This window comes from Mesorhizobium sp. ZC-5, assembly GCF_025753855.1.
In the GTDB taxonomy this organism is placed as follows: domain Bacteria; phylum Pseudomonadota; class Alphaproteobacteria; order Rhizobiales; family Rhizobiaceae; genus Neomesorhizobium.
This window is the reverse complement of record NZ_JAOWPT010000003.1, coordinates 168,488-189,776: the sequence shown is the minus strand read 5'-3', so window position 1 is coordinate 189,776 and position 21,289 is coordinate 168,488. Positions and strand designations below refer to the sequence as shown.

Below are 21,289 nucleotides of genomic sequence, written 5' to 3'. Positions count from 1 at the left end.
CCCTCACCCTTGGACTCTATACTGCCCGCAAAATCTGCCGGCTATGCGGCGCCGGCCACTCTACCTTGGCACCTTTCAGTTCGCGGCGCGGACACGCGAGAAGAACATCGACCAGGAATAGAGCGCCAGCGCCAGCCAGATCAGCACGAAGGTCACCATCTCGATGCGGCCGAAAGGCTCGTTGAAGGCAAAGACGGCGATCAGGAACACCATGGTCGGCGCGATGTACTGCATGATGCCGATGGTGGACAGGCGCAGCAGTTTTGCGCCGAACCCGAACAACAGCAGCGGCACCGCCGTAACAGGACCGCAACCGATCAGCAGCGCGGTATCGGACAGGTCGCCCGTACCGAAATGTCCTTTTCCGGTTACCGCCAGCCAGAAGATATAGCCGAGCGCCGGCACGGACAGCAGCAGCACTTCGAGCAGGAAACCCTGGCTCGGTCCGATCGGCAGCGTCTTGCGGAAGAAGCCATAGGCGGCAAAAGAAAGGGCCAGCCCCAGCGACACCCAGGGGAGCTTGCCTCCTTCGACAGTGAGGACGGCGACCGCGACGGCTGCAAGGAGCACGGCCGCAATCTGCAGCCGGTCCAGCTTTTCGCCGAGCAGGAGCGCGCCGACGACGACGCTGACCAGCGGGTTGATGTAGTAGCCCAGCGCGGTTTCCACGGTTCGATCCACCGCGATCGCCCAGACATAAATTCCCCAGTTGACCGAGATCAAAACGGCGGTCAGCGCCGCCATCATGAGCATGCGCGGCGAGCCCAGCGCCACCTTGAAGTCGGCGGTGCGGCCGAGCCAGATCAAGACGGCGGCGGCGATCGGCACCGACCAGACGATGCGGTGGGCGACGACCTCGAGCAACGGCAGATGGGCGACCGACTTCATGTAGAAGGGCAGCAAGCCCCAAAGCAGATAGGCACACAGCGCCAGCAGGAAGCCGCGCGCGGTTTCATTCTGGGTCATCGGTGTGGTCGGTTGGGCGGTCATGGCGCCGTCTATGCCCTGCCCCGCGCCAAAGAACCATTTCAAACTTCTTATGGCCCATGAAGTTCCGGTTGATGGTTCAGCCGGCCATTCGCTACTCGGCAGCCGCTAGCCCGGCCATTTCGCGGTTCTTCATGAGCTTGTAGACGATCGAATCCATCAGCGCCTGGAATGACGCGTCGATGATGTTGTCGGAGACGCCGACCGTCCACCAGCGCGCTCCGGTCGCGTCGTGCGATTCGATCAGCACGCGGGTGATCGCCTCGGTGCCGCCATTGAGGATGCGCACCTTGTAGTCGACCAGTTCCATGTCGCCGATCTCGGCCTGGAATTTCCCGAGATCCTTGCGTAGCGCGATGTCCAGCGCATTGACCGGACCATGGCCTTCGGCGACCGACATCTTCTCTTCGCCGTCGACCAGCACCTTGACGATCGCCTCTGACACCGTCTTCAGCTGGCCATTGGCGTCGAAGCGGCGTTCGATCATGCAGCGGAACGAGGTGACGCGGAAGAATTCCGGCACTGTGTGCAGCATCCTCAGCGCCAGAAGTTCGAAACTGGCGTCGGCGCCCTCGTAGGCGTATCCTTCCGCCTCGCGCTCCTTGACCACCGAGATCAGCGCATCCAGGCGATTGTCGTCTTTCGGCACGTCGATGCCGCGGCGCTTCAGTTCGGCAATGAAATTCGCCTTGCCGCCCTGATCCGACACCATCACCTTGCGGCGGTTGCCGACCGATTCCGGCGGCACGTGCTCATAGGTTTTCGGTTCCTTGGCCAGCGCCGATGCGTGGATGCCGGCCTTCGTTGCGAATGCCGAAGTTCCGACATAAGGCGACTGCGCTTCGGGCGCGCGGTTGAGCAACTCGTCGAAACCGCGCGACAGCCGCGAGATATCGGCCAGCGCCTCCGGCGAAATGCCGGTCTCGAACTTTTCGGCGAAAGCGGGCTTCAGCGCCAGCGTGGGGATGATCGAAATCAGGTTGGCGTTGCCGCAACGCTCGCCGATGCCGTTCAGGGTGCCCTGGATCTGGCGCACGCCGGCCTGCACCGCGGTGAGCGAATTGGCCACCGCCTGGCCGGTGTCGTCATGGGCGTGAATGCCGAGATGGTCGCCCGGGATCCCGTCGGCGATCACCTTGCCGACGATTTCACGGACCTCCGACGGCTGGGTGCCACCGTTGGTATCGCACAGCACCACCCAGCGGGCACCGGCGTCATAAGCCGTCCGGGCGCAGGCCAGTGCGTAGTCGGGATTGGCCTTGAAGCCGTCGAAGAAGTGCTCGCAATCGACCATCGCTTCCTTGCCGGCCGCACGCGCCGCCTCGACCGAGGCCCTGATGGCGTCGAGGTTTTCCTCGTTGGTGCAGCCGAGCGCCACCCGGACATGATAATCCCAGCTCTTGGCGACGAAGCAGACCGCGTCCGATCGGGCCTGGACGAGTGCCGCCAGCCCCGGATCGTTGGACGCCGACACGCCCGCCCGCTTGGTCATGCCGAAGGCGACGAACTGCGCGTGTGCTGTGCGCTTCTCGACAAAGAATGCGGTGTCGGTCGGGTTGGCGCCGGGATAGCCGCCCTCGACATAGTCGATGCCGAATTCGTCCAGCATCCTGGCAATGGCGATCTTGTCCTCGACCGAGAAGTCGATGCCCGGCGTCTGCTGCCCGTCGCGCAGAGTCGTGTCGAAGAGGTAGAGGCGCTCCTTCACGAAGTTTTTCCCGCAAAACCGTCCGTGGCGCGGATGAGGCGGTCCATGATACCCGGCTCGGAATAGGCATGGCCGGCGTTTTCGATCATATGGAATTCGGCTTCCGGCCAGGCCCTGTGCAGTTCCCAGGCGGTGGCCGGCGGACACGCGATGTCGTAGCGCCCCTGCACGATGACGCCCGGGATGCCTTTCAGCTTGCCGGCGTCGCGCAGCAGCTGGCCTTCGTCCATCCAGCCGCCATGAACGAAATAGTGGTTTTCGATGCGGGCGAAGGCGAGCGCGAACTCATCCTGGCCGAAAGCGCCGCTGGTCACCGGATCGGGCAAAAGCGTGATCGTTTCGCCCTCCCACAGGCTCCATGCCTTGGCGGCGGCGATACGAATGGCTTGATCGTCGCTGGTGAGACGGCTGCGGAAGGCGGCCATGAGGTCGCCACGCTCGCGCTCCGGTATCTGCGCAATGAAGCGTTCCCACTTGTCGGGAAACATCAACGAGGCGCCGCGCTGGTAATACCATTCGAGCTCGGAACGGCGCAGCGTGAAGACACCCCGCAGCACCAGTTCGCTCGTCCTCTCGGGATGCGTTTCGGCATAGGCGAGCGCCAGCGTCGAACCCCACGAGCCGCCGAAGACCAGCCATTTCTCGAACCCGGCCATCTCGCGCAGCCGCTCGATGTCGGCCACAAGATGCCAGGTGGTGTTGGCTTCCAGACCGGCATGCGGGGTCGATTTCCCGCAGCCGCGCTGGTCGAACAGGATGACGTCGTAGAGCTTTGGGTCGAAAAGCCGGCGGTGTTTCGGCGAGATGCCGCCACCGGGCCCGCCATGCAGGAACACGGCGGGCTTGGCGCCCTTGGTGCCGGAACGCTCCCAATAAATCTTGTGGCCGTCGCCGACGTCCAGCATGCCGGTGTCGAAAGGCTGGAGTTCCGGATAGAGGGTACGGAGTTCGCTTGTCATGTTCTGCTTTCTGCCGGAGGCCATTTTTCGGTGTCGTGGTCGGGATGCTGATGATTGGACGGTGCGATCGCCGCATACCATGCTGTCTCGTCAGTTGCCGGCTCCAGCGCATCGAACTCACCGAACCAAGGCATCTTCGCGTGCGGGGCGCACTGGAACGTCGGCCTGACCAGCGTCGGATCGTCGAGGGAGCCAAGCACGATATTCACGCTGTCCCGTTCGACAACCTCAAAGACAAGCGGCGTTCCGCACTCGCGGCAAAAACCGCGCCGCACGAGGTCGGACGAATGGAACCAGCCGATCTCGCCGCGCGTGACCGTGAACTTCGCCTTCGGTGCACGCGCCAGCGGCATGAAATAATTGCCAGAAGCCTTCTGGCACATGCGGCAGTGGCAGATATGGGCGTTCTCCAGCGCCTGATCGATGCGATAGTGCACGGCGCCGCACTGGCAGCCGCCAGTCACCTTCTCCGTCATCGCTTCTCCTCCGGCGGCCACGCCTCCGTGTCGTGGTCGGGATGCTGATAGGAAACAAGATCGGCCAGATACGGGGCCGATGCGATGTCGGCCATCGTGTCTTCGCCAGGCAGAGCCGGAATGCCGTCCACGAAGGGCAGCTTCGCCTCGGTGCCCCACTGGATTTCCGGCGGGGCGACGGAGGGATCGTCGAAAGCGCCGATTGCCAACGCAACACCGTCCGGCGCCTCGAATGTCAGCGGCGTGCCGCAGGCCGCGCAGAAGCCGCGTGTGCTGTGGTTCGAGGACTGGAATTTTTTCGGTTCCCCGCGCGTCCAGGTCAGCCTGGCGTCGCGCACGGAGACCAGCGGCAGGTAAAAATTGCCGCTGGCCTTCTGGCACATGCGGCAATGGCAGATCGAGGCCTCGCCCAGTGCGCCCTCGACGCGGAAGCGCACCGCGCCGCACTGGCAGCCGCCGGCATAGAACGGTTTGTTGTCGAGGCTCATGGTCTATTCCGGAGCATGGCAGACGGCTTCGACATTGTTGCCGTCGGGATCGAAAACAAAGGCGCCGTAGTAGTTCGGGTGATAATGCGGACGCGGACCGGGAGCCCCGTTATCCTTGCCTCCCGCGGCGATGGCTGCCGCGTGAAATGCGTCCACCTCGGCGTGGGTGCGTGCCTTGAAGGCATAGTGCCGGCCGGGGCCGGTTTCGGCATTCTCGTGCAGCCAGAAGTCAGGCTTCTCGCGGCCGTAGCCGCCGACCTTGACACCGCCGGTAAACTGCTCGGGCACCATGTAGAGCAGCTTCGCGCCGAGCGGCGCAAATACCTTGTCGTAGAAGGCCTTCGACACCTCGAAATCCTTCACGGAAATGCCGGTATGGTCGATCATGCGATTTCCTCCGGTTGGATTGGCCTGTCTGGGTCAGCCGCCGCATTCAGCCCGGCGACAATGACGATGTGCTGACACACACCATCGATATCGCGCAGCACGTCGTCGTTCCAGAAGCGGAGCGTGGTCCAGCCATCCTGCCCAAGACGGGCATCCCTTGCCTCATCACCAGTTGAATGCTCGGCATCGGCATGTTGCGATCCGTCGACTTCGACGATCAGCTTTTTGGACGAACACGCAAAATCGACGATGTATCCGGCAATGGGCACCTGTCGGCGGAAACCAAGGCCCATCAGACGGTGCGCGCGAAGTTCATTCCACAGTTTCAGTTCCGCATCCGTCATCACCCGTCGCATGGATTTTGCGCGAGAGCGATTTTTCGGAGGAAGCGGAGTGTGAGGCATGATCACATAGCCTCCGCCCAGGCGATGGACACCAGTCTATGCGCTCTACGTTGCCCCCCTCTGTCCTGCCGGACATCTCCCCCACAAGGGGGGAGATTGGCTGTCATCTCTGCTTTCGCTGATCGCAAACGTTGCAAAATGCAGCGCGGCGAAAGCGGCCGGCCTAATCTCCCCCCTTGTGGGGGAGATGTCCGGCAGGACAGAGGGGGGCGCTGTCCCGCTGACGTTTCCGTTCTTTCCCGGCTCACCGCTTCACCTCCCAGGTGGTCACGCGTTCGCCGGTGGCGGGGTTCTTGCCGTCCTTGAGCTGGATGCCTTGCGCGAGAAGCTCGTCGCGGATCTTGTCGGCCTCCGCCCAGTTTTTTTGCGCGATGAGGGCAAGACGGCGATCAATGTCTAGCTGGATATCTCCTACATCAGTCCTAGCCCTTATATCGACGCCCAAAAGCGTGAGAGTAGCTGCGAGAGCTTTGGCATTGATAGCCTGAGCCTCCGTATCGCCATGGGCTGGGTCCGGCTCTCCCCCTCCGAAGAAATAGCCGGAAGCCGCGCTCCCATACTTTGATAAGATTCTCATGACCCGAGGCGTGTTAAGATCATCCCGCAATGCGTCGAGCACTTCATTTGGAATCGAACTTTCGATGGCATCAAAATTCGAAATCGATCGGCTCCACCGATTCAACAGATTGGCCGCCTCCTCCAGCTTCCTGACACTAAAATCGATCGGCTCGCGGTAATGCGTCATCAGCATAGCCAGCCTCAACACCTCGCCCGGCCATTTCCGCCCGCCGAACTTCTCCGTGTTGAGCAACTCGTTGATCGTGACGAAATTCCCCTCGCTCTTGGCCATCTTCTTGCCTTCGACCTGCAAAAAGCCGTTGTGCATCCAGATGTTGGCCATGCGTTCGGAACCGAAGGCGCAGCAGGACTGCGCGATCTCGTTCTCGTGGTGCGGGAAGACGAGATCAATGCCGCCGGCATGGATGTCGAAGACATTCTTCTGAGGGTCGTCGCACTGCAGCCCGCCGCCGTAAGGCTCCAGCAGCTTCGCCATGGACATCGCCGAGCACTCGATGTGCCAGCCCGGCCGCCCGAGCCCTGAAATGCCGGCCGGCGACGGCCAGCCCGGTTCGCCCGGCTTCGACGGCTTCCACAGGACAAAATCCATCTCGTCGCGCTTGTAGGCGGCAACGTCGACGCGGGCGCCGGCCAGCATGTCGTCAAGCGCACGCCTGGATAGCGCCCCATAGCGCGGGCCGGTCTTGCGCGCGTTCATTGCCGAAGGCGAGAACAGCACATGGTCCTCCGCCACATAGGCAACGCCGTTTTTCACCAGCCGCTCGATCAGCGCCCGCATTTCCTCGATGTGCTCGGTGGCGCGCGGTTCACTGGTTGGAGGTAAGCATCCTAGAGCTTTGACATCCTTGTGAAATTGTTCGCTTGTCCGTTTTGTTACCAAGCGAATGGATTCGTTTAATGGATATCCCGGAAATGCTTGAAGCGCACGCGCGTTGATCTTGTCGTCGACGTCGGTGATGTTGCGGACATAGTTCACGTGCTCTGCGCCGTAGAGATGGCGCAGCAGCCTGAACAGCACGTCGAAGACGATCACCGGCCGCGCATTGCCGATATGGGCAAAGTCGTAGACGGTCGGCCCGCAGACATACATGCGCACTTTCTTCGGATCGATGGGGGCGAAAGCCTCCTTCGTCCGCGTCAGCGTGTTGTAGAGCCGCAAGCCGTTCCCTGCTTCAGACATGCAAAAAATCCCCTGGCCTGCTGGCCGGGGCGTTTGCTTTTCCTGTCGAGAGAAGGGCGAAAACGTCCGGTCCAGCGCTTGGCGCTAGCCAATAATGCAAATGCCGCAAATGGCGAAAGACGTTTTCATTGCCGGCTTTATCGCCCTGCCGACTGTTGCCGTCAAGCCGCATTCTCGAAGGAAAGATGTCGCTTTTTCGGAACCATCCCGATCCGTAAGTTTTTATTAAACATGTCTATACAAGAAAACAGGAGTACCGGCGGTTAATTGGTGCGGCGTCACGATTTCGACCCATTCAACCATCATTCCCGGCCCTCTCAACGCAACATGACCTTAGGGAAGAGAACAATGCCCCGAAAACAGAGCGAAGCCGAACGTGCCCGCGCTCAACATGCCGACCTCGCGAAACAATACCGCGCCATTGGCCCGGCCTCCCTGCAGGCGGCGCTGATCTGCATCACCAAGAAGCGTACCGCCAACACAGCCAAGGTTGTGAAAGCCGCCTGAAAGTCAGGCGAGACGGGCAAGCAGGCCGAAGCCGATCGCGGCCATGACGACGCCGATCAGGATGTCGAGCACGCGCCAGGCGGCAGGCCTGGCAAAGACCGGCTGAAGCAATCTGGCTCCGTAGCCCAATCCGAAAAACCAGACGAATGACGCGACCACCGCGCCGGCGCCGTAGGCCATACGCGCCGCGCCCTCGAAGCTCGCCGACAGCGAGCCGAGCAGAACGACCGTATCCAGATAGACGTGCGGGTTGAGGAAGGTGAAAGCCAGACAGGCGGCGATCGCCGCCTTCAGGCTGCCCTCGCCTTTCTTCGCCGCAAGCAGGGCTTCCGGATGCATGGCGCGGCGGAATGCCATGAACGCATAAGCGAACAGGAACAGCGCCCCGCCGATGGTGACGGCCACGATAAGCCGCGGCGACGTTGCGATCAGCGTGCCCAGCCCGGCAATGCCGGCGGCGATCAGCAGCGCGTCGGACGCCGCGCAGATCAGGCAGAGAACGAACACATGCTGCCGGAGCAGCCCCTGGCGCAGGATGAAGGCGTTCTGGGCGCCGATCGCCAGGATCAGCGAGGCGCCGAGCAGAAAGCCCGAAATGGCGGCGGAAACGATCGAGGACGACATGCAGCCTTCTCCCTACCTTCCAGGCTGGGTGCAATAGGCCAGCCGCGAAAATTCGGCGTGGATGGCTCTCCGACCGCTCAAGCTAGAAAAGGGTAAGTTGGTCAGGCTTCGGTTCAGCGGCTTTCTTCGCTTTCTCCGCCGCCATCGCCATCACCGGCTCGACCCGCTCCTGGATCTCCGGGCCGGTGTTGGCGAATTTGTTGACCTTGTCCGACACCGGCACGGCCTCGAAGAAACCGGGATCGGCCGGCCGCAGCAGGTCGGCAACGTCGCGCGGTTCCTGGAAGCGGCAATCCAGCCAGCGCGAAAAATCCTCCTGCCGGATGACGATCGGCATGCGGTCGTGAATCTGCGCGAATTCCGGATTGGCGTTGGTGGTGAGGATGGCGCCGGTGTCGATCTCGGAGCCGCCGGGTTCCGTCCATGTCTCCATCAGCGCGGCGAAGGCGACGAGCCCACCGGCTTTCGGCCGCACCCAATAGGGCTGCGACTGCTTGGTGCCGATGCGCTTCCATTCATAGAAGCCGGAGGCAGGAATCAGCGCGCGACGATGCCGCATCGGGGCCTTGAACGAAGCTTTCTCCGCGGCGGTTTCGGAACGCGCGTTGAAAAGCAGCGGCAGATCGCCGGGATTCTTCGCCCAGCCGGGGATGAGCCCCCAGCGTACCAGTTGGGTGCGGCGGTCGGGCAGGTTCGACCCCAGTCCTCGCGGCGGCGCGGCGATCGCCAAAAGCACCGGCTGGGTCGGCGCTATGTTGTAACGTGCCGGAAACTCCTCGACCTCGTCGAGGCCGAGGAAAGCGGCCGTCTGGTCCGGCCGGGCGGTGAGCGCAAATCGTCCGCACATGGTGGAAACCCGCATTTCTCGCTGACGTGTCCTGCAACGCCACTGCCAGTCCTATGTGGGCGCTAGGTCATGGCGGCTCAACCAAATCCATGCAAAGACAGTCGCCATCCACAAATATCTCGGCCGCGACGAAACCATGACCAGCCTTCTAGTCCCCGCCGTTTCGGTGGCCCTGGTGCGCGACGACCGGGTCCTGCTGGTTCGCCGAGGCCGGCCGCCATCGCTTGGCCTTTATGCGTTCCCGGGCGGCCGTGTCGAGGCCGGGGAGACGGCGGAGGCAGCGGCGCGGCGCGAGCTTTTCGAGGAAACCGGACTGGCCACCGGAAAGCTCGTCCCGCACCGCGAATATCTGATCGAGCGGGAGCCGCGCGGCAAGTCGGTCGGTTTCCGGCTTCAGGTCTTCTCCGGTTCCTACGCGGGCGGCGAAGCGATCGCCGGCGACGATGCCGCCGAAGCCGGCTGGTTCACGCTCGCCGAGATGGAAAAACTGCCGGTCATCGATTCAGTGCTGGAGGTCGCTAGGGAGCTTCTGTTACCTCCGGCTTAGCAAGCGTTCGCACAACCGGCACCCCACGTCACGCCTTGCGGCTGACAAAATCTTTGGCCACAAGGGCTTATGCGCTTTCGCTCAGCCATTCTCGCCTGCTGCCTCACCCTTGCCGCAACGGCAGGCACGGCGCGTGCCGCGGAAGCGCCGTTCGAGGGCAGGCTGATGCGGCTGGCGGAAGTTCTGGGGTCGCTGCACTATCTGCGCAATCTGTGCGGCGAGGCGGGCGACAAATGGCGCGGCCAGATGGAAAAGCTTCTGGCGGCTGAAAATCCGGATCCCACGCGACGGGCCAAGTTCATTGCCAACTTCAACCGTGGCTATCGCTCGTTCGACGAGATCTACGTCAACTGCACGCCGTCGGCGACCGAGGCGATCAGCCGCTACATGAAGGAAGGCGAGGCCTTGACGCGCGAAATTGCCGGGCGATATGGCAATTAGGGGACTATTAACTTTTCCGGCAATGCCTAAAATACATATCGGGGCAGTCGTGCTAAAAGCCTTAACGGGACATTAAAAGGGACGACTCAAGTTGATCCGTATTTGACGGATCCGAACTTGAAAGGGTGGAAGTTGAGTATGGAACATACCGCAGGCGACATTGATGCCCTCGTCAGGGAAGAAAAGCGGCTGACCGCTATCGAGAGTCACAACGAGGCTTGGGCGGAAGGCCTTTCCGCCGGCATCGAGCCTGAAATCATCGCCGAGGCGGCACTTGCGACCGCTTTTGCCGAATTGCTTCGCGCCAATGGCGAAACCGCGGCCCTCGCTTTGCTCGATCGCATGCGCGACAAGGTCATCGCCGGCGATTTCGAGGAAGACCGCCTCTGCCACTAGGTGTGGCCGGCGAGCTGTCATCATTCCGGCGGGTGTTGCTCTGACGCATCCCCAAGCCTGTATTTGTGTGTATGATCGCGCCGGATGACCCAGGCCAGCGGCGGCCTGTGCGAGAGAGTGCGACATGACTTCGAGAATGAACGCGGCAAGGTCCAGCCGTGAGCGGCGCATCGCCGGCTGGCTTCTGGCCGCCAGTACCACGCTGATGCTTGGCGTGACGGCGGCTGCGACGCCAGCCTGGTCGCTCAGCGAGATCAAGCGCGAGGAAGCACCAGCACCGCAGGAAGAGGCGATCGAGAAGGAGCCGCTTCCGCCGGTCAACAGCGTGCCGCTGCCCGACCCGATCCAGACAAACCCGCCGAGCGATGAGCCGACGTCCCCGGAAGAGGCCGAACCTGATGATGCCGAGCCGGGCGAACGCAATGTGACCCGACCGGAAATCGACCCCGACGCGCCACTTCCGGAAGTCGTCTACGATCTCGAAAGCCTGCCTGAACCGGTGAAGCGCATGCGCCAATTGATCGTGGATGCCGCCAGGAAGGGCGATATCGAGGCGCTGAGGCCGCTGATCGGAACCGGCGACAGCAGCACCCAGCTCTCGCTGGGCGGCCTCGACAGCGATCCGATCGAATTCCTGCGCGAGCTGTCCGGCGACAAGGAAGGCCACGAAATCCTGGCCATCCTCGAGGAAGTCCTCAGCGCCGGCTATGTCCGTGTCGATATCGGTACGGAGAATGAGCTCTATGTCTGGCCCTATTTCTTCGCGATCCCGCTCGACAAACTGGATTCGCGCCAGCGCGTCGAACTGTTCAAGATCGTCACCGCCGGTGACTACGAGGACATGAAAACCTACGGCGCCTACATCTTCTATCGTGTCGGCATCACGCCCGATGGCCATTGGTCGTTCTTCGTGGCGGGCGACTAGATAAGCCGCTAGGCCGGCAGGGCCTCCGAAAACAACACGGGCTGCCCCTGCCCCGGCGTCACGATCTCGCCTTCCCACATGATGCGGTTGCCGCGCACGATTGTGCCCACTGGCCAGCCGGTAACTTCCTTGCCGTGATAGGGCGTCCAGCCCGCCTTCGAGCCGGCCTGGGCGTTGGTGATCGTCTCGCGGCGCTTCAAGTCGACAATGGTGAAATCGGCGTCGTAACCGGCCGCGATCCTGCCCTTGCGAGCCATCCCGAACAGGCGCTGCGGACCATGGCTCGACAGGTCGACGAACCGTTCCAGCGTCAGCCGCCCGGCGTTGACGTGGTCGAGCATGATCGGCACCAGCGTCTGCACCCCGGTCATGCCAGAGGGCGAGGCCGGATAGGGTTTTGCCTTCTCCTCCAGCGTGTGCGGCGCGTGATCGGAACCGAGCACATCGATGATGCCTTGCGAAATACCATGCCAGACGCCGTCGCGATGCCGGCTTTCGCGCACCGGCGGGTTCATCTGGATGAGCGTGCCCAGCCGCGCATAGTCGTCGGCGGCCAGCGTCAGGTGATGCGGCGTCGCCTCGCAGCTTGCCACATCCTTGTGCTTCTCCAGGAATGCGATCTCTTCCGCGGTCGAAATGTGCAGGACGTGAATGCGCGCACGGACCGCGCGGGCAATGCGCACCAGCCGCTCGGTGCAGCGCAGCGCGGCGATCTCGTCGCGCCAGACCGGGTGCGAGGAAGGATCGCCCTCCACCTGTTCGCCAAGACGTTCGCGTAGCCGGAACTCGTCCTCGGAGTGAAAGGCCGCGCGGCGGCGCGTGTTCATCAGGATCGAGGCGACGCCCTCGTCGTCCTCGACCAGCAAATCGCCGGTCGACGAGCCCATGAAGACCTTGATGCCGGCGGCAGCCGGCAGCCGTTCCAGTTCGCCAACGTCCTTGGCGTTCTCGCGCGTACCGCCCACCCAGAAGGCAAAATCGCAATGCATCCGGTTGGTGGCGCGCCTCACCTTGTCGGCAAGAGCTGCCTCGCTGGTGGTCAGCGGCTTGGTGTTGGGCATCTCGAAGACCGCCGTCACACCGCCCAGAACGGCGGCGCGCGACCCGGTTTCCAGGTCTTCCTTGTGTTCCAGACCGGGCTCGCGGAAATGCACCTGGCTGTCGACCACCCCCGGCAGGACATGCAGGCCACGGCAATCGATCGTCTGGCCCGCGGACGCTGTTTTGAAATCGCCTATGCCGGCGATGCGCCCATCCTTCACGGCGATGTCGCGCACACCTTGGCCGTCATGATTGACCACCGTCCCGCCTGTCAGGATGAGATCGTAAGTCGCTGCCATGCCGTTACCGCCGCTCTTGCCGTGGGGTTGCCAGCGGCTTACGTAAAGGCCTTCCGAAATGCAAGCCGCCCAAGCCATGACAACCGTTCATCTTGCCAACCGCACCATCGTCTCGGTTTCCGGACCCGACGCCGAGCATTTCCTGCAAAATATCCTCACAACCGACCTCGACAAACTGGCCGCGGGTGTCGCCAAACCCGGCGCGCTTCTGACGCCGCAAGGCAAGATCCTGTTCGATTTCCTCATTTCGCGCCGCGGCGCCGATGGCTTCCTGCTCGACTGCCGCACCGATGTCGCCGACGACTTCGTCCGCCGCATAATGCTCTACAAGTTGCGGGCCAAGGTCGAAATCACCAAGCGCGATCAGCAGCTTGTCTCCGTTTCGTGGGAAACTGATTCCGGAGCCTCACATTCCGATTCAACGAGGTCACTGAGCGAAACAGGCCTCCGTGACCTCAGGTTTCCCCAATCCAATGCGGTCTATCGCTCCTGCGACACCGCCCTGCCCGGCACTGGCACCGAAGCCGATTGGGCAGCACTGCGTGTCGCGCACGGTATTGCCGAAAGCGGCAGTGATTACGCACTCGGCGATGCGTTCCCGCATGACGTCCTGCTCGACCAGATGGACGGCGTCGGTTTCAAGAAAGGGTGTTATGTCGGGCAGGAAGTGGTTTCACGCATGCAGCATCGCGGCACGGCGCGGCGGCGTATCCTGATCGTCGCCGCGGAACAAGACTTGCCACCGGCCGGAACCGACATCACAGCGGGCGGACGTTCCGTCGGCACGCTGGGCACCGTGGTCGGCACGGGCGGCTTAGCCATCGCCCGCATCGACCGTGTCAAGGACGCGGTAGACAGTGGCACACCCCTGTTGGCCGGCGATGTGGGCGTCACCCTGTCGATCCCGAGTTGGGCCAAATTCAGCTTTCCGCAGGACGCCGCAAACGCGGCCGACGCCTGATGGCCGACAGGGCCGGAGCGCCGCCGCGCGCCTGGCAGCGCATGCTGTCCGGCCGCCGGCTCGACCTGCTCGACCCGTCGCCGCTCGACATCGAGATCACAGACATCGCCCATGGCCTCGCCCGCGTTGCCCGCTGGAACGGCCAGACCAGCGGCGATCATGCCTTTTCCGTCGCGCAGCATTCGCTTCTGGTCGAGGCGATTTATTCCGCCTGTTGCCCAGGCATTACCCCGGACGGCCAGCTTGCCGCCCTGCTCCACGACGCCCCGGAATATGTCATCGGCGACATGATCTCGCCCTTCAAGGCGGTGGTCGGCGGCGGCTACAAGGACTGCGAATTGCGCCTGCAGCGCGCCATTCATCTGCGCTTCTCCCTGCCCGCCGAAATTGCCGCCGGCCTGCGCAAGGAAATCAAGAAGGCCGACCAGATCGCCGCCTATTTCGAGGCGACGGTCATCGCGGGTTTCTCCATCGCCGAGGCGACGCAGTTCTTCGGCCGCCCGCGCGGCATTTCCGCGAACAGTTTCGACCTCGCCTCGAAACCGGCCAAAAAGGTGCAGGAACGCTTCCTCGCGCGTTTTCACGCAATCGAGAACCTGCGCCGCGCCTGATGCTGAAATCTTGCACGCATCAGAAAACGTTAAATTAACCCGAAACCACCGACACTGGCCTCTCTGCGATAGTCTGTCTGGACCAATTCATGGCCACTGCGGATTTCGACGCCTATTCGTCTGCCGGTTCCGTTGTCGAAATCGACGTTGCCCCGGAAGACTGGCCTGTCGCGCACCGACACGGCGAACCGCTTTCGCAGAACGACCGCTTCTCCGCGGCGGTGGAGAACATGTCGCACGGCCTGTGCATGTTCGACGCCGAAGAGCGCATGATCATCTGCAACGGTCACTACATCGATATTTTCCGTCTCTCGCCCGCTGTAATGAAACCGGGCATCGCCTTCATCGACATTCTGCGGCACAGCGTCGAGGTCGGCATTGCCTCGCATACTGCCGAGGAACTTTACGCGATCCGCAAGCCGTTCATTGCCAGGGCGCAGCCGTCCAACTACGAGGAAATCCTTGCCGACGGGCGCATCATCAACATCTCGCATCGGCCGCTGGGTGTCGGCGGGTGGGTGTCGATCTACGAGGACATCACCGAGCAGCGCCGCGCCGAAACCGACTTGCGCGAACAGCATCGCCGCTTCGACGCCGCGCTTGCCAACATGTCTCAGGGTTTGCTGATGTATGACGCCGACAAGCGGCTCATCGTACGCAACGAACGCTTCCTCGAACTCTACGGCATTTCGGCCACCGACGTGTCGCTCGGCATGACCCACCGGCAAGTCTTCGATCGTCTGGTCGAGCTCGGTCTTTATCGGGATATCGACGGCGATATCGATATTCCCGCTGCCGAAGCCCGGCTGCAAACCGGATTGATGGTCGCCTTGCAGCGCCACCTCACCGACGGCCGCACATTCGAGATCAACCACCGGCCGATGAGCGGCGGCGGCTGGGTTGCTACCTTCGACGATGTCACCGAACGGCGTCGCGTCGAGGAGCGCATGATCCACCTGGCGCACCATGACCCGCTGACCAACCTGCCAAACCGCTCGGTGTTCCGGGAAAAACTCGATCACGCCATCGCCGCCGCGCAGCCCGCCGGCGGTTCGTTTGCGATCCTGTCGCTCGACCTCGACCGCTTCAAGGCGATCAACGACACCTGGGGGCATCCGGCCGGTGACTGGCTGCTCAAGAGCGTCGCGGAGAGGCTGCTACGCTGCCTTCGCGGCGAAACGGATGTCGTGGCGCGTTTCGGTGGCGATGAGTTCGCCATCCTGCAACTCGGCCTCAACACCCCGGCGGACGCGGAGCGGCTCGCAAGACGCATCGTCGATGCTGTCAGCAAACCATACAAAAACGACAGTTGCGAGATGCGGGTCGGGATCAGCATCGGCATCGCCCTGTCGTCCCTCGACGGCGAGGATGTCGATACGCTGCTGAAGAATGCCGACATGGCGCTCTACCGGGCAAAACACGAAGGCCGCAACATTTACCGTTTCTTTGAGCCGGGCATGGACGCCCGCGTCCGGGAGCGACGCGCGCTGGAAGCAGATTTGCGCAGGGCTCTCGCCCGCCGCGAATTCGCGCTGCATTTCCAACCTATCCTCGACATCGCTGCAGGCGAGATCGTTTGCTTCGAAGCGCTGCTGCGCTGGAATTCTCCGGAACGGGGCCAGATACCGCCGGATGTCTTCATCTCCGTTGCAGAAGAGACCAAACTGATCGTGCCGCTCGGCGAATGGGCATTGCGCAAAGCCTGCATGACTGCTGCCGGCTGGCCGGCGCATCTGCGCGTCGCCGTCAATGTTTCAGCCGTCCAGATCAGGAGCGGAACCTTCCCGCGCACGGTCGTCTCGGCGCTCGCCCACTCCCGCCTTCCGGCAAATCGCCTGGAACTGGAGATCACCGAAACCGTACTCATGGACGAGAGCGACGTCGTCGTGACGACGCTGCGCCAGTTGCGCGATCTCGGCGTGCGTATCGCGCTGGATGATTTCGGCACCGGATATTCGTCGCTCGGTTATCTCAGGCGTTTCCCCGTCGACAAGATCAAGATCGACCACTCATTCGTCAGCGATATCGACCAGCGGGACACCGCCGCCATCGTGCGGGCGATCCTCGGGCTCGGCGCACAACTTGGCATTACAGTCACGGCCGAAGGCGTGGAAACCGAAACACAACTCGATATCCTTCGAAAGGAAGGCTGCGTCGAGGCGCAAGGTCATCTCGTGGGTCTACCCATGAACAACGCCGATCTACGACAGGCTCTCAAGCAGATTTCGCAGAGCAGGCGCTTCGGCTGAATCGGAACGCTGGCAGAAAAACTTTTTCTATCGCATACTTCATCTTCAGGATGTTTCAATCATCTATGGCATTGCGGGGGCGAGCATGCGTATTTCTGCGTTGAATTTGTCTCGGTTGCTTTTTCTCTTATTCGCATTGCTGGCGGCCAGCCCCGCAGACGCCGCTGAGCCGGTTACCTTGCCCGGCGCCGTCTGGGCGGTCGTTCCGCCGGCTGGCTTTACGGTGGTGACCGAACCGATGGCGGTCTTCCGTCATCCCGCCGGCGCGCTGCTGATGGTTCAGGACTCTCCCAAACGCGCGGTGTCCAAAGCCGAATTCGACATTCCGCCCGAACAGGCGGGGCAAATGCGTGTCGACGAAGTGGCGGAAATCACGGTCGACGGGCGACATGCCGTGCTGGCCATCGTTTATGTCCATGCACAACGGGCGCTTTCGGTCGCACTAATGGTCGAGGGCGAAGACTCCAACGGCGCCATCATTGCCATGCTGCCGGACGCGGCGGCATCCCAGATTTCGGTGGCAACACTCCGCGAGGCGGTGCTGACCGCGGTGGAACGGCCAAAACCGATCGAGGCCAGGCTTGAATCACTGCCCTTCAAGATCGGCGACATGGCCGGAATGCGGGTGGCGTTCTATGCCGTCGGCGTCATGCTGCAACTCACCGACGGTCCCTCGGATGACCCGGACGAAGCCACCAGCCAGGCATTCGCCAACCTGATGACGATGGAGATCCCTGCCGGCACGGCGCTCGATATGCAAACCGACCTCGCCCCGATGGAGGCCCGGCTGCGTCAGGAATATCCCGACGCAAAAATCCTGGGCAGCACGGTCCTCAAGACCCAAACTGGCGACGTCGCGGAAATCCGTTATGAGCGCAGAACCAAGGCATCGAAGCCGGTCGCCGGCGTTACCTGGTTCAAGGTGATCGGCGGTCGAGGCCTCGTCATGATCTGCCAATATCCGGTCGGCGACGCAGCCGCCCTCGCCCAACTCGCCAAAGTCCGCGACGGCATCATGACGAGATAGCGGGACGCTACCTATCCAGCCGCTCCAGGAACCACTGGGTGAGCCTGACCCAGACCTCGTCCTTTTCGCCGGAATCCTCCCAGCCGTGGTCGAGGTTGGGATTGTCGTTGACCTCGATGACGTAGACGCCATCCGGCGTTTCCTTGATATCGACGCCATAGAGACCGTCGCCGATGCAGCGCGCCGCACGCACCGCAGTCTCCACGACATGCGAGGGCGCTTCCTTGAGCGTGAAGGTCTTGATGCCGCCCTGATCGGGCTTGCCGTTGGCCTTGTGGTTGACGATCTGCCAATGCTTCTTGGCCATCAGGTAATGAACGGCAAACAGCGGCTGGCCGCCCAGCACGCCGATGCGCCAGTCGTAGTCCGTCGGGATGAATTTTTGGGCGATCAGGAGATCGGAATCCTCCAGCCACTGTGTCGCCAGCGTCTTCAATTCCTGGATATTCGATGCCTTCTTGACGCCGCGCGAAAAGGCGCTGTCGGGAATCTTCAGCACCAGCGGAAAACCGAGCGTCTGTGCCGCGACATCGAGGTCGGCGGGACCCGCGATCATCACCGTAGGCGGCACCGGCACCTTGTTGTAGGCCATCAGTTCGTTGAGATAGACCTTGTTGGTGCAGCGGATCATCGACAGCGGATCGTCGATGACCGGCATGCCCTCCTGCTGGGCGCGCCGCGCGAAGCGGTAGGTGTGGTTCGAGATCGAGGTCGTCTCACGGATGAACAGTGCATCGTAGTTGGCGAGCTTGGCCAGGTCCTTGCGGGTGATCGGCTCGACCTCGACGCCCATCTTTTCGGCGATCTTCGCCCAGTGGCGCAGCGACTGGACTTCCGACGGCGGCAGTTCCTCATGCGGGTCGATGAGCGTGGCGAAGGTATAGCGCGCCGGCGTGCGCGCCTTGGTGTCGCGCCATTCGCGGTTGGTATAGATCTCCAGGCATTCGAGAAACCGCTTGTCCTCGTCGTCGCTCATGCGGGCGAGCGGCAGAAAGCCGATCTTGCGGATCGACGCCCATTCGGCGTTGTCGGTGATGCTCACCTCCAGTGCGGGCGCGCGAAACCAGTCGAACAGAAGCTTGGCAAAGCGGTCCCATGCCTTGGAAGGTCCGATGCCGAAGAAGATCGCGACCTTCTGCGGAAACGAACCGCCAAGGTCCTTGCGGCATTTGTTGAGCGTCAGCTCGAGTTCCGGCAGGGCGTGCTCGTAGAGCTTGCGCTCGGAGAGATCGATCATCGTCTCGACCGTCGGAATGACCTTGTGGCCGCGCGAACTGGCGAGCAGCGAAGCGTAGTAGCCGCGCGACTGGTAGCCGTAGTTGTTCGACAGGTTGATGACCTTCGGCCGCTGTCCGCGAAACAGTGCCGGATGCGCCAGGTAATCGCGGTTGGTGATGATCTTGTGCGGCGTCGCGAACTGATCGATGTCGTTCTGCCGTCCGGTAAGAATGACCCAGGTCATCGTGTCGAATGCTTTCCCGAGAATTTTTGCGCGAAGCGGCAAGAGTGGGATCGCGCTAGAGCGTGGAAACGGCGATAGGAAACGAGTCGGGCGCCGGCGTCGAGCCCCGCACCAGAACACATCTTTCCGCCGAACGCCTCAAGCACGCCGGAGTTCCCGCAGGGCCGGCTTGTCTTCGTCCACAAGCGATTTTTCGTAGCGGAGCGCCGTGGCGCCATCGGCGTAGTAGCCCGGCACCTCGCCGATGCGCCGATAGCCATTTTTCTCGTAAAGGGTGCGGGCGCGATCATTGTCGTCCCGCACCTCGAGGCGCAACGCCGTGCAACCTCTGCCCTGGGCGACGCGCTCGGCCGCAGCCAGCAGCGCCCTGCCCTGTCCCGGACCACCCCCCGGGGCGACCGCGATCGAATAGAGCCGCGCCGCAAGGTTTCCCTTCCTGAAGAGGACAACGCAATAACCGACAACCCTGCCGGCGGCGTCGGCAATAAGCACGGCCGCGGTAGTTGCCCCGGCAAGATGGCGGAACGATTTCCGTGAGATGCGGTCGGCAACAAAAACCGCGTTTTCGATCGCCACGAGAGCGTCGATGTCTGACACGCGGGCCGGGCGGATGTCGGCGGGCATTCGGACCACAAAACCTCGAATTCGAAGGAGGAAAGTCCAGTGTCGCTAGAGCAGGATGCCCGGCCCGTCACGGCCAGCATCGAAATCGCTTTCGCTCCTAGATTTGGGCCGAATTGTGACTGCCGATGCAAGCTGGAAGCAGTCCCGCAAGTTTAACCGATGCTGGCGTGGGTGTCAGCTTGCAGCGCCGGCGGCGACCAGTTGTTTCCAAGCGCTTTTCGCGACCTCGGTCAGCCGCTCCTGCGGCAAGGAGCCGACGATGGCGCAGCCATAATCCTTGTCCAGCCAGTATATGGCGGTCGGGCCGCCGGCCTTTTCCGTGTAGGTGCCGCGTGTCTTCTTCTCGCCCTCGGCGACCATATAGATGGAAATCTGGTTGCCTGCCTGATCCTTGTAAACCAGCAGGGCCGCCGGGCTTTCCGCGCCGGGCAGCAGGCGACCGCCGAGCAATTCGAAGCCTTCGTTCGCCAGATCGGGCGCGACCAGCTTCAGGCCCGTGCGTTTCGACAACCATCCCTCCAGATAGGGCTTGTCGGTTCCGCCCACCTCGACGGTGTGACCCCGATCGACGGCGTAGGTCACATAGGCGCCGATCGCCTTTTCGGCGAGCTCATTTTCGGCTTCGGCCTGCATTCGCAAGCCGCTCGACCCGGCGAAGTATCCTCCGGCAATACCCGCCGCAAAAATCACCGCCGCCGCGACTGCCGACTGCCTGCCCGCGAGCCACGATCTTGCAATCCTCGGCGGCCCCTCCGTCACCATTTCCGTCAACCGCTCGGGGGCCGGCTCCTTGAGAACCCCGGCGAAAACCTCGCGCAGGCGCCTGGCATCGTCGGTAAAACGGGCATTCTTCGCCTTCATTTCGGGATTGGCCTCCAGCCAGGCCTCGAAGTCGGCGCGTTCCTCTGCCGGCATCTCGCCGTCGAGCGCCAGGTGGATGTCGCGGATCGTATATTCGCGCTGCGTCATCTCTCAACGATCCTGAATGTCCGCCGCCGGGCGGCATCGTCCAGCAGGCCGCGCAATTCCTCACGCCCGCGGGCAATGCGCGACATCAGCGTGCCGGCTGGTATCCCGAGGATGTTCGCCGCTTCGGCGTAGGAAAAACCCTCCACCGCGACCATCATGATGGCGGCGCGGCGTTCAGGGCTGATTGCTTCGAGCGCGTCGAGGATGTCGCGCACGGCAAAGCTGTCCTGCTGCGTTGCAGCCGAGGGCAAATTTTCGGCCGCCTCGACCGGCACCGTCGCGTTGCCGCCACGCCGGCTCACCTTCCTCATCTGGTCGACAAACAAATGATGCATGATCGTAAACAGCCAGCGGCGGGGGTTTTCGCCGGTACGCCAGTTGTCCAGCCGGGTCAGGGCGCGCTCCAGACTGTCCTGGACAAGATCGTCGGCGGCATCCTTGTCGCGCAGCAGGGCGCGCGCATAGCGGCGCAGCCGGGGAATTTCCGCGAGAATGGCCGTCTTCTTCTCGTCCATTGGTTCTGCCGGCGTCTCCTGCCCGATTGTCACGCCCGCTCGATTGAACTCCCGATTTCACTGCCGCACAAGCAGC

At 62.6% G+C, this 21,289-nt stretch carries 24 protein-coding genes; 9 read left to right on the top strand and 15 right to left on the bottom strand.

The genetic code is table 11. The features are described from left to right. Positions 1–75: 75 nt before the first annotated feature. From rarD to cysS, 8 genes are all read right to left on the bottom strand, one after another. The gene (gene rarD, locus OHD58_RS09455; RefSeq protein ID WP_263802963.1) at positions 76–990 is read right to left on the bottom strand and encodes an EamA family transporter RarD; all 915 of its coding nucleotides are present in this window, start codon (positions 988–990) and stop codon (positions 76–78) included. Between the two features lie 91 nt (positions 991–1,081). Then, positions 1,082–2,695, bottom strand: coding sequence for a citramalate synthase (gene cimA, locus OHD58_RS09450; RefSeq protein WP_263802962.1), 1,614 nt, complete (start codon positions 2,693–2,695; stop codon positions 1,082–1,084). Further along, entirely contained in the window at positions 2,692–3,654 is a 963-nt protein-coding gene (gene pip, locus OHD58_RS09445) for a prolyl aminopeptidase (RefSeq protein ID WP_263802961.1), read from the bottom strand. Before pip ends, cimA begins: the two co-directional genes overlap by 4 nt. Further along, a complete protein-coding gene (locus tag OHD58_RS09440) occupies positions 3,651–4,130 on the bottom strand; it encodes a GFA family protein (protein WP_263802960.1) in 480 nt (159 codons plus the stop codon). The genes pip and OHD58_RS09440 overlap by 4 nt, the downstream gene beginning before the upstream one ends. Then, positions 4,127–4,618, bottom strand: coding sequence for a GFA family protein (locus OHD58_RS09435; protein WP_263802959.1), 492 nt, complete (start codon positions 4,616–4,618; stop codon positions 4,127–4,129). Before OHD58_RS09435 ends, OHD58_RS09440 begins: the two co-directional genes overlap by 4 nt. 3 nt (positions 4,619–4,621) lie before the next feature. Continuing rightward, a complete protein-coding gene (locus OHD58_RS09430) occupies positions 4,622–5,005 on the bottom strand; it encodes a VOC family protein (protein WP_263802958.1) in 384 nt (127 codons plus the stop codon). Further along, complete coding sequence (locus tag OHD58_RS09425) at positions 5,002–5,409, bottom strand: endonuclease domain-containing protein (protein ID WP_263803579.1); 408 nt, start codon at positions 5,407–5,409, stop codon at positions 5,002–5,004. The genes OHD58_RS09430 and OHD58_RS09425 overlap by 4 nt, the downstream gene beginning before the upstream one ends. 244 nt (positions 5,410–5,653) lie before the next feature. Continuing rightward, a complete protein-coding gene (gene cysS / locus OHD58_RS09420) occupies positions 5,654–7,168 on the bottom strand; it encodes a cysteine--tRNA ligase (RefSeq protein WP_263802957.1) in 1,515 nt (504 codons plus the stop codon). 348 nt (positions 7,169–7,516) lie between these two features. Here cysS and OHD58_RS09415 point away from each other — a divergent pair, with 348 nt between their 5' ends. Beyond that, positions 7,517–7,675: a transcriptional regulator gene (locus OHD58_RS09415; RefSeq protein ID WP_263802956.1), complete on the top strand. Its 159-nt coding sequence runs from the start codon at positions 7,517–7,519 to the stop codon at positions 7,673–7,675. A 3-nt stretch (positions 7,676–7,678) separates the two neighbouring features. Here the strand turns inward: OHD58_RS09415 and OHD58_RS09410 are convergent, their stop codons facing one another. Together OHD58_RS09410 and OHD58_RS09405 are read right to left on the bottom strand one after the other, a co-directional pair. Continuing rightward, a complete protein-coding gene (locus tag OHD58_RS09410) occupies positions 7,679–8,287 on the bottom strand; it encodes a LysE/ArgO family amino acid transporter (RefSeq protein WP_263803578.1) in 609 nt (202 codons plus the stop codon). Between the two features lie 94 nt (positions 8,288–8,381). Then, positions 8,382–9,146: an SOS response-associated peptidase gene (locus tag OHD58_RS09405; protein WP_263802955.1), complete on the bottom strand. Its 765-nt coding sequence runs from the start codon at positions 9,144–9,146 to the stop codon at positions 8,382–8,384. Positions 9,147–9,282: 136 nt separating this feature from the next. Here OHD58_RS09405 and OHD58_RS09400 point away from each other — a divergent pair, with 136 nt between their 5' ends. The 4 genes from OHD58_RS09400 to OHD58_RS09385 all read left to right on the top strand — a co-directional run bounded on the left by OHD58_RS09400 (position 9,283) and on the right by OHD58_RS09385 (position 11,455). Further along, positions 9,283–9,693, top strand: coding sequence for an NUDIX hydrolase (locus tag OHD58_RS09400; protein ID WP_263802954.1), 411 nt, complete (start codon positions 9,283–9,285; stop codon positions 9,691–9,693). Between the two features lie 69 nt (positions 9,694–9,762). Further along, on the top strand, positions 9,763–10,134 hold the full coding sequence (locus OHD58_RS09395) for a TIGR02301 family protein (protein ID WP_263802953.1): 372 nt from the start codon (positions 9,763–9,765) through the stop codon (positions 10,132–10,134). A 138-nt stretch (positions 10,135–10,272) separates the two neighbouring features. After that, positions 10,273–10,530, top strand: coding sequence for a hypothetical protein (locus OHD58_RS09390; RefSeq protein WP_263802952.1), 258 nt, complete (start codon positions 10,273–10,275; stop codon positions 10,528–10,530). A 124-nt stretch (positions 10,531–10,654) separates the two neighbouring features. Further along, complete coding sequence (locus OHD58_RS09385; RefSeq protein WP_412177187.1) at positions 10,655–11,455, top strand: hypothetical protein; 801 nt, start codon at positions 10,655–10,657, stop codon at positions 11,453–11,455. Positions 11,456–11,463: 8 nt separating this feature from the next. Here the strand turns inward: OHD58_RS09385 and OHD58_RS09380 are convergent, their stop codons facing one another. Continuing rightward, positions 11,464–12,795: a dihydroorotase gene (locus OHD58_RS09380; protein ID WP_263802951.1), complete on the bottom strand. Its 1,332-nt coding sequence runs from the start codon at positions 12,793–12,795 to the stop codon at positions 11,464–11,466. A 76-nt stretch (positions 12,796–12,871) separates the two neighbouring features. On the opposite strand from OHD58_RS09380, the gene OHD58_RS09375 reads away from it, so the two are divergent. The 4 genes from OHD58_RS09375 (at position 12,872) to OHD58_RS09360 (ending at position 17,643) form a co-directional block, all read left to right on the top strand. Next, positions 12,872–13,756, top strand: coding sequence for a YgfZ/GcvT domain-containing protein (locus OHD58_RS09375; RefSeq protein WP_263802950.1), 885 nt, complete (start codon positions 12,872–12,874; stop codon positions 13,754–13,756). Next, positions 13,753–14,367, top strand: a complete 615-nt coding sequence (locus OHD58_RS09370; RefSeq protein WP_263803576.1) for an HD family hydrolase — start codon at positions 13,753–13,755, stop codon at positions 14,365–14,367. Before OHD58_RS09375 ends, OHD58_RS09370 begins: the two co-directional genes overlap by 4 nt. Before the next feature lie 89 nt (positions 14,368–14,456). Then, a complete protein-coding gene (locus tag OHD58_RS09365; protein ID WP_263802949.1) occupies positions 14,457–16,616 on the top strand; it encodes a putative bifunctional diguanylate cyclase/phosphodiesterase in 2,160 nt (719 codons plus the stop codon). A 115-nt stretch (positions 16,617–16,731) separates the two neighbouring features. Beyond that, a complete protein-coding gene (locus tag OHD58_RS09360) occupies positions 16,732–17,643 on the top strand; it encodes a hypothetical protein (RefSeq protein WP_263802948.1) in 912 nt (303 codons plus the stop codon). 7 nt (positions 17,644–17,650) lie between these two features. Here OHD58_RS09360 and OHD58_RS09355 read toward each other — a convergent pair whose 3' ends face one another. The 4 genes from OHD58_RS09355 to OHD58_RS09340 form a co-directional block, all read right to left on the bottom strand. Further along, the gene (locus OHD58_RS09355; protein ID WP_263802947.1) at positions 17,651–19,105 is read right to left on the bottom strand and encodes a RimK family protein; all 1,455 of its coding nucleotides are present in this window, start codon (positions 19,103–19,105) and stop codon (positions 17,651–17,653) included. 138 nt (positions 19,106–19,243) lie between these two features. Then, positions 19,244–19,729, bottom strand: coding sequence for a GNAT family N-acetyltransferase (locus OHD58_RS09350; RefSeq protein ID WP_263802946.1), 486 nt, complete (start codon positions 19,727–19,729; stop codon positions 19,244–19,246). Between the two features lie 174 nt (positions 19,730–19,903). Further along, complete coding sequence (locus OHD58_RS09345) at positions 19,904–20,698, bottom strand: anti-sigma factor family protein (RefSeq protein ID WP_263802945.1); 795 nt, start codon at positions 20,696–20,698, stop codon at positions 19,904–19,906. Then, the gene (locus tag OHD58_RS09340) at positions 20,695–21,213 is read right to left on the bottom strand and encodes a sigma-70 family RNA polymerase sigma factor (protein ID WP_263802944.1); all 519 of its coding nucleotides are present in this window, start codon (positions 21,211–21,213) and stop codon (positions 20,695–20,697) included. The genes OHD58_RS09345 and OHD58_RS09340 overlap by 4 nt, the downstream gene beginning before the upstream one ends. Positions 21,214–21,289 lie beyond the last annotated feature (76 nt).

Bases quoted from the DNA above. Each gene is read 5' to 3' on its own strand.
- rarD (WP_263802963.1), bottom strand. From the start codon at position 990: ATGACCGCCCAACCGACCACACCGATGACCCAGAATGAAACCGCGCGC.
- pip (WP_263802961.1), bottom strand. From the start codon at position 3,654: ATGACAAGCGAACTCCGTACCCTCTATCCGGAACTCCAGCCTTTCGAC.
- OHD58_RS09440 (WP_263802960.1), bottom strand. From the start codon at position 4,130: ATGACGGAGAAGGTGACTGGCGGCTGCCAGTGCGGCGCCGTGCACTAT.
- OHD58_RS09435 (WP_263802959.1), bottom strand. From the start codon at position 4,618: ATGAGCCTCGACAACAAACCGTTCTATGCCGGCGGCTGCCAGTGCGGC.
- OHD58_RS09430 (WP_263802958.1), bottom strand. From the start codon at position 5,005: ATGATCGACCATACCGGCATTTCCGTGAAGGATTTCGAGGTGTCGAAG.
- OHD58_RS09425 (WP_263803579.1), bottom strand. From the start codon at position 5,409: ATGCCTCACACTCCGCTTCCTCCGAAAAATCGCTCTCGCGCAAAATCC.
- cysS (WP_263802957.1), bottom strand. From the start codon at position 7,168: ATGTCTGAAGCAGGGAACGGCTTGCGGCTCTACAACACGCTGACGCGG.
- OHD58_RS09415 (WP_263802956.1), top strand. From the start codon at position 7,517: ATGCCCCGAAAACAGAGCGAAGCCGAACGTGCCCGCGCTCAACATGCC.
- OHD58_RS09405 (WP_263802955.1), bottom strand. From the start codon at position 9,146: ATGTGCGGACGATTTGCGCTCACCGCCCGGCCGGACCAGACGGCCGCT.
- OHD58_RS09400 (WP_263802954.1), top strand. From the start codon at position 9,283: ATGACCAGCCTTCTAGTCCCCGCCGTTTCGGTGGCCCTGGTGCGCGAC.
- OHD58_RS09395 (WP_263802953.1), top strand. From the start codon at position 9,763: ATGCGCTTTCGCTCAGCCATTCTCGCCTGCTGCCTCACCCTTGCCGCA.
- OHD58_RS09390 (WP_263802952.1), top strand. From the start codon at position 10,273: ATGGAACATACCGCAGGCGACATTGATGCCCTCGTCAGGGAAGAAAAG.
- OHD58_RS09385 (WP_412177187.1), top strand. From the start codon at position 10,655: ATGACTTCGAGAATGAACGCGGCAAGGTCCAGCCGTGAGCGGCGCATC.
- OHD58_RS09380 (WP_263802951.1), bottom strand. From the start codon at position 12,795: ATGGCAGCGACTTACGATCTCATCCTGACAGGCGGGACGGTGGTCAAT.
- OHD58_RS09375 (WP_263802950.1), top strand. From the start codon at position 12,872: ATGACAACCGTTCATCTTGCCAACCGCACCATCGTCTCGGTTTCCGGA.
- OHD58_RS09365 (WP_263802949.1), top strand. From the start codon at position 14,457: ATGGCCACTGCGGATTTCGACGCCTATTCGTCTGCCGGTTCCGTTGTC.
- OHD58_RS09355 (WP_263802947.1), bottom strand. From the start codon at position 19,105: ATGACCTGGGTCATTCTTACCGGACGGCAGAACGACATCGATCAGTTC.
- OHD58_RS09350 (WP_263802946.1), bottom strand. From the start codon at position 19,729: ATGCCCGCCGACATCCGCCCGGCCCGCGTGTCAGACATCGACGCTCTC.
- OHD58_RS09345 (WP_263802945.1), bottom strand. From the start codon at position 20,698: ATGACGCAGCGCGAATATACGATCCGCGACATCCACCTGGCGCTCGAC.
- OHD58_RS09340 (WP_263802944.1), bottom strand. From the start codon at position 21,213: ATGGACGAGAAGAAGACGGCCATTCTCGCGGAAATTCCCCGGCTGCGC.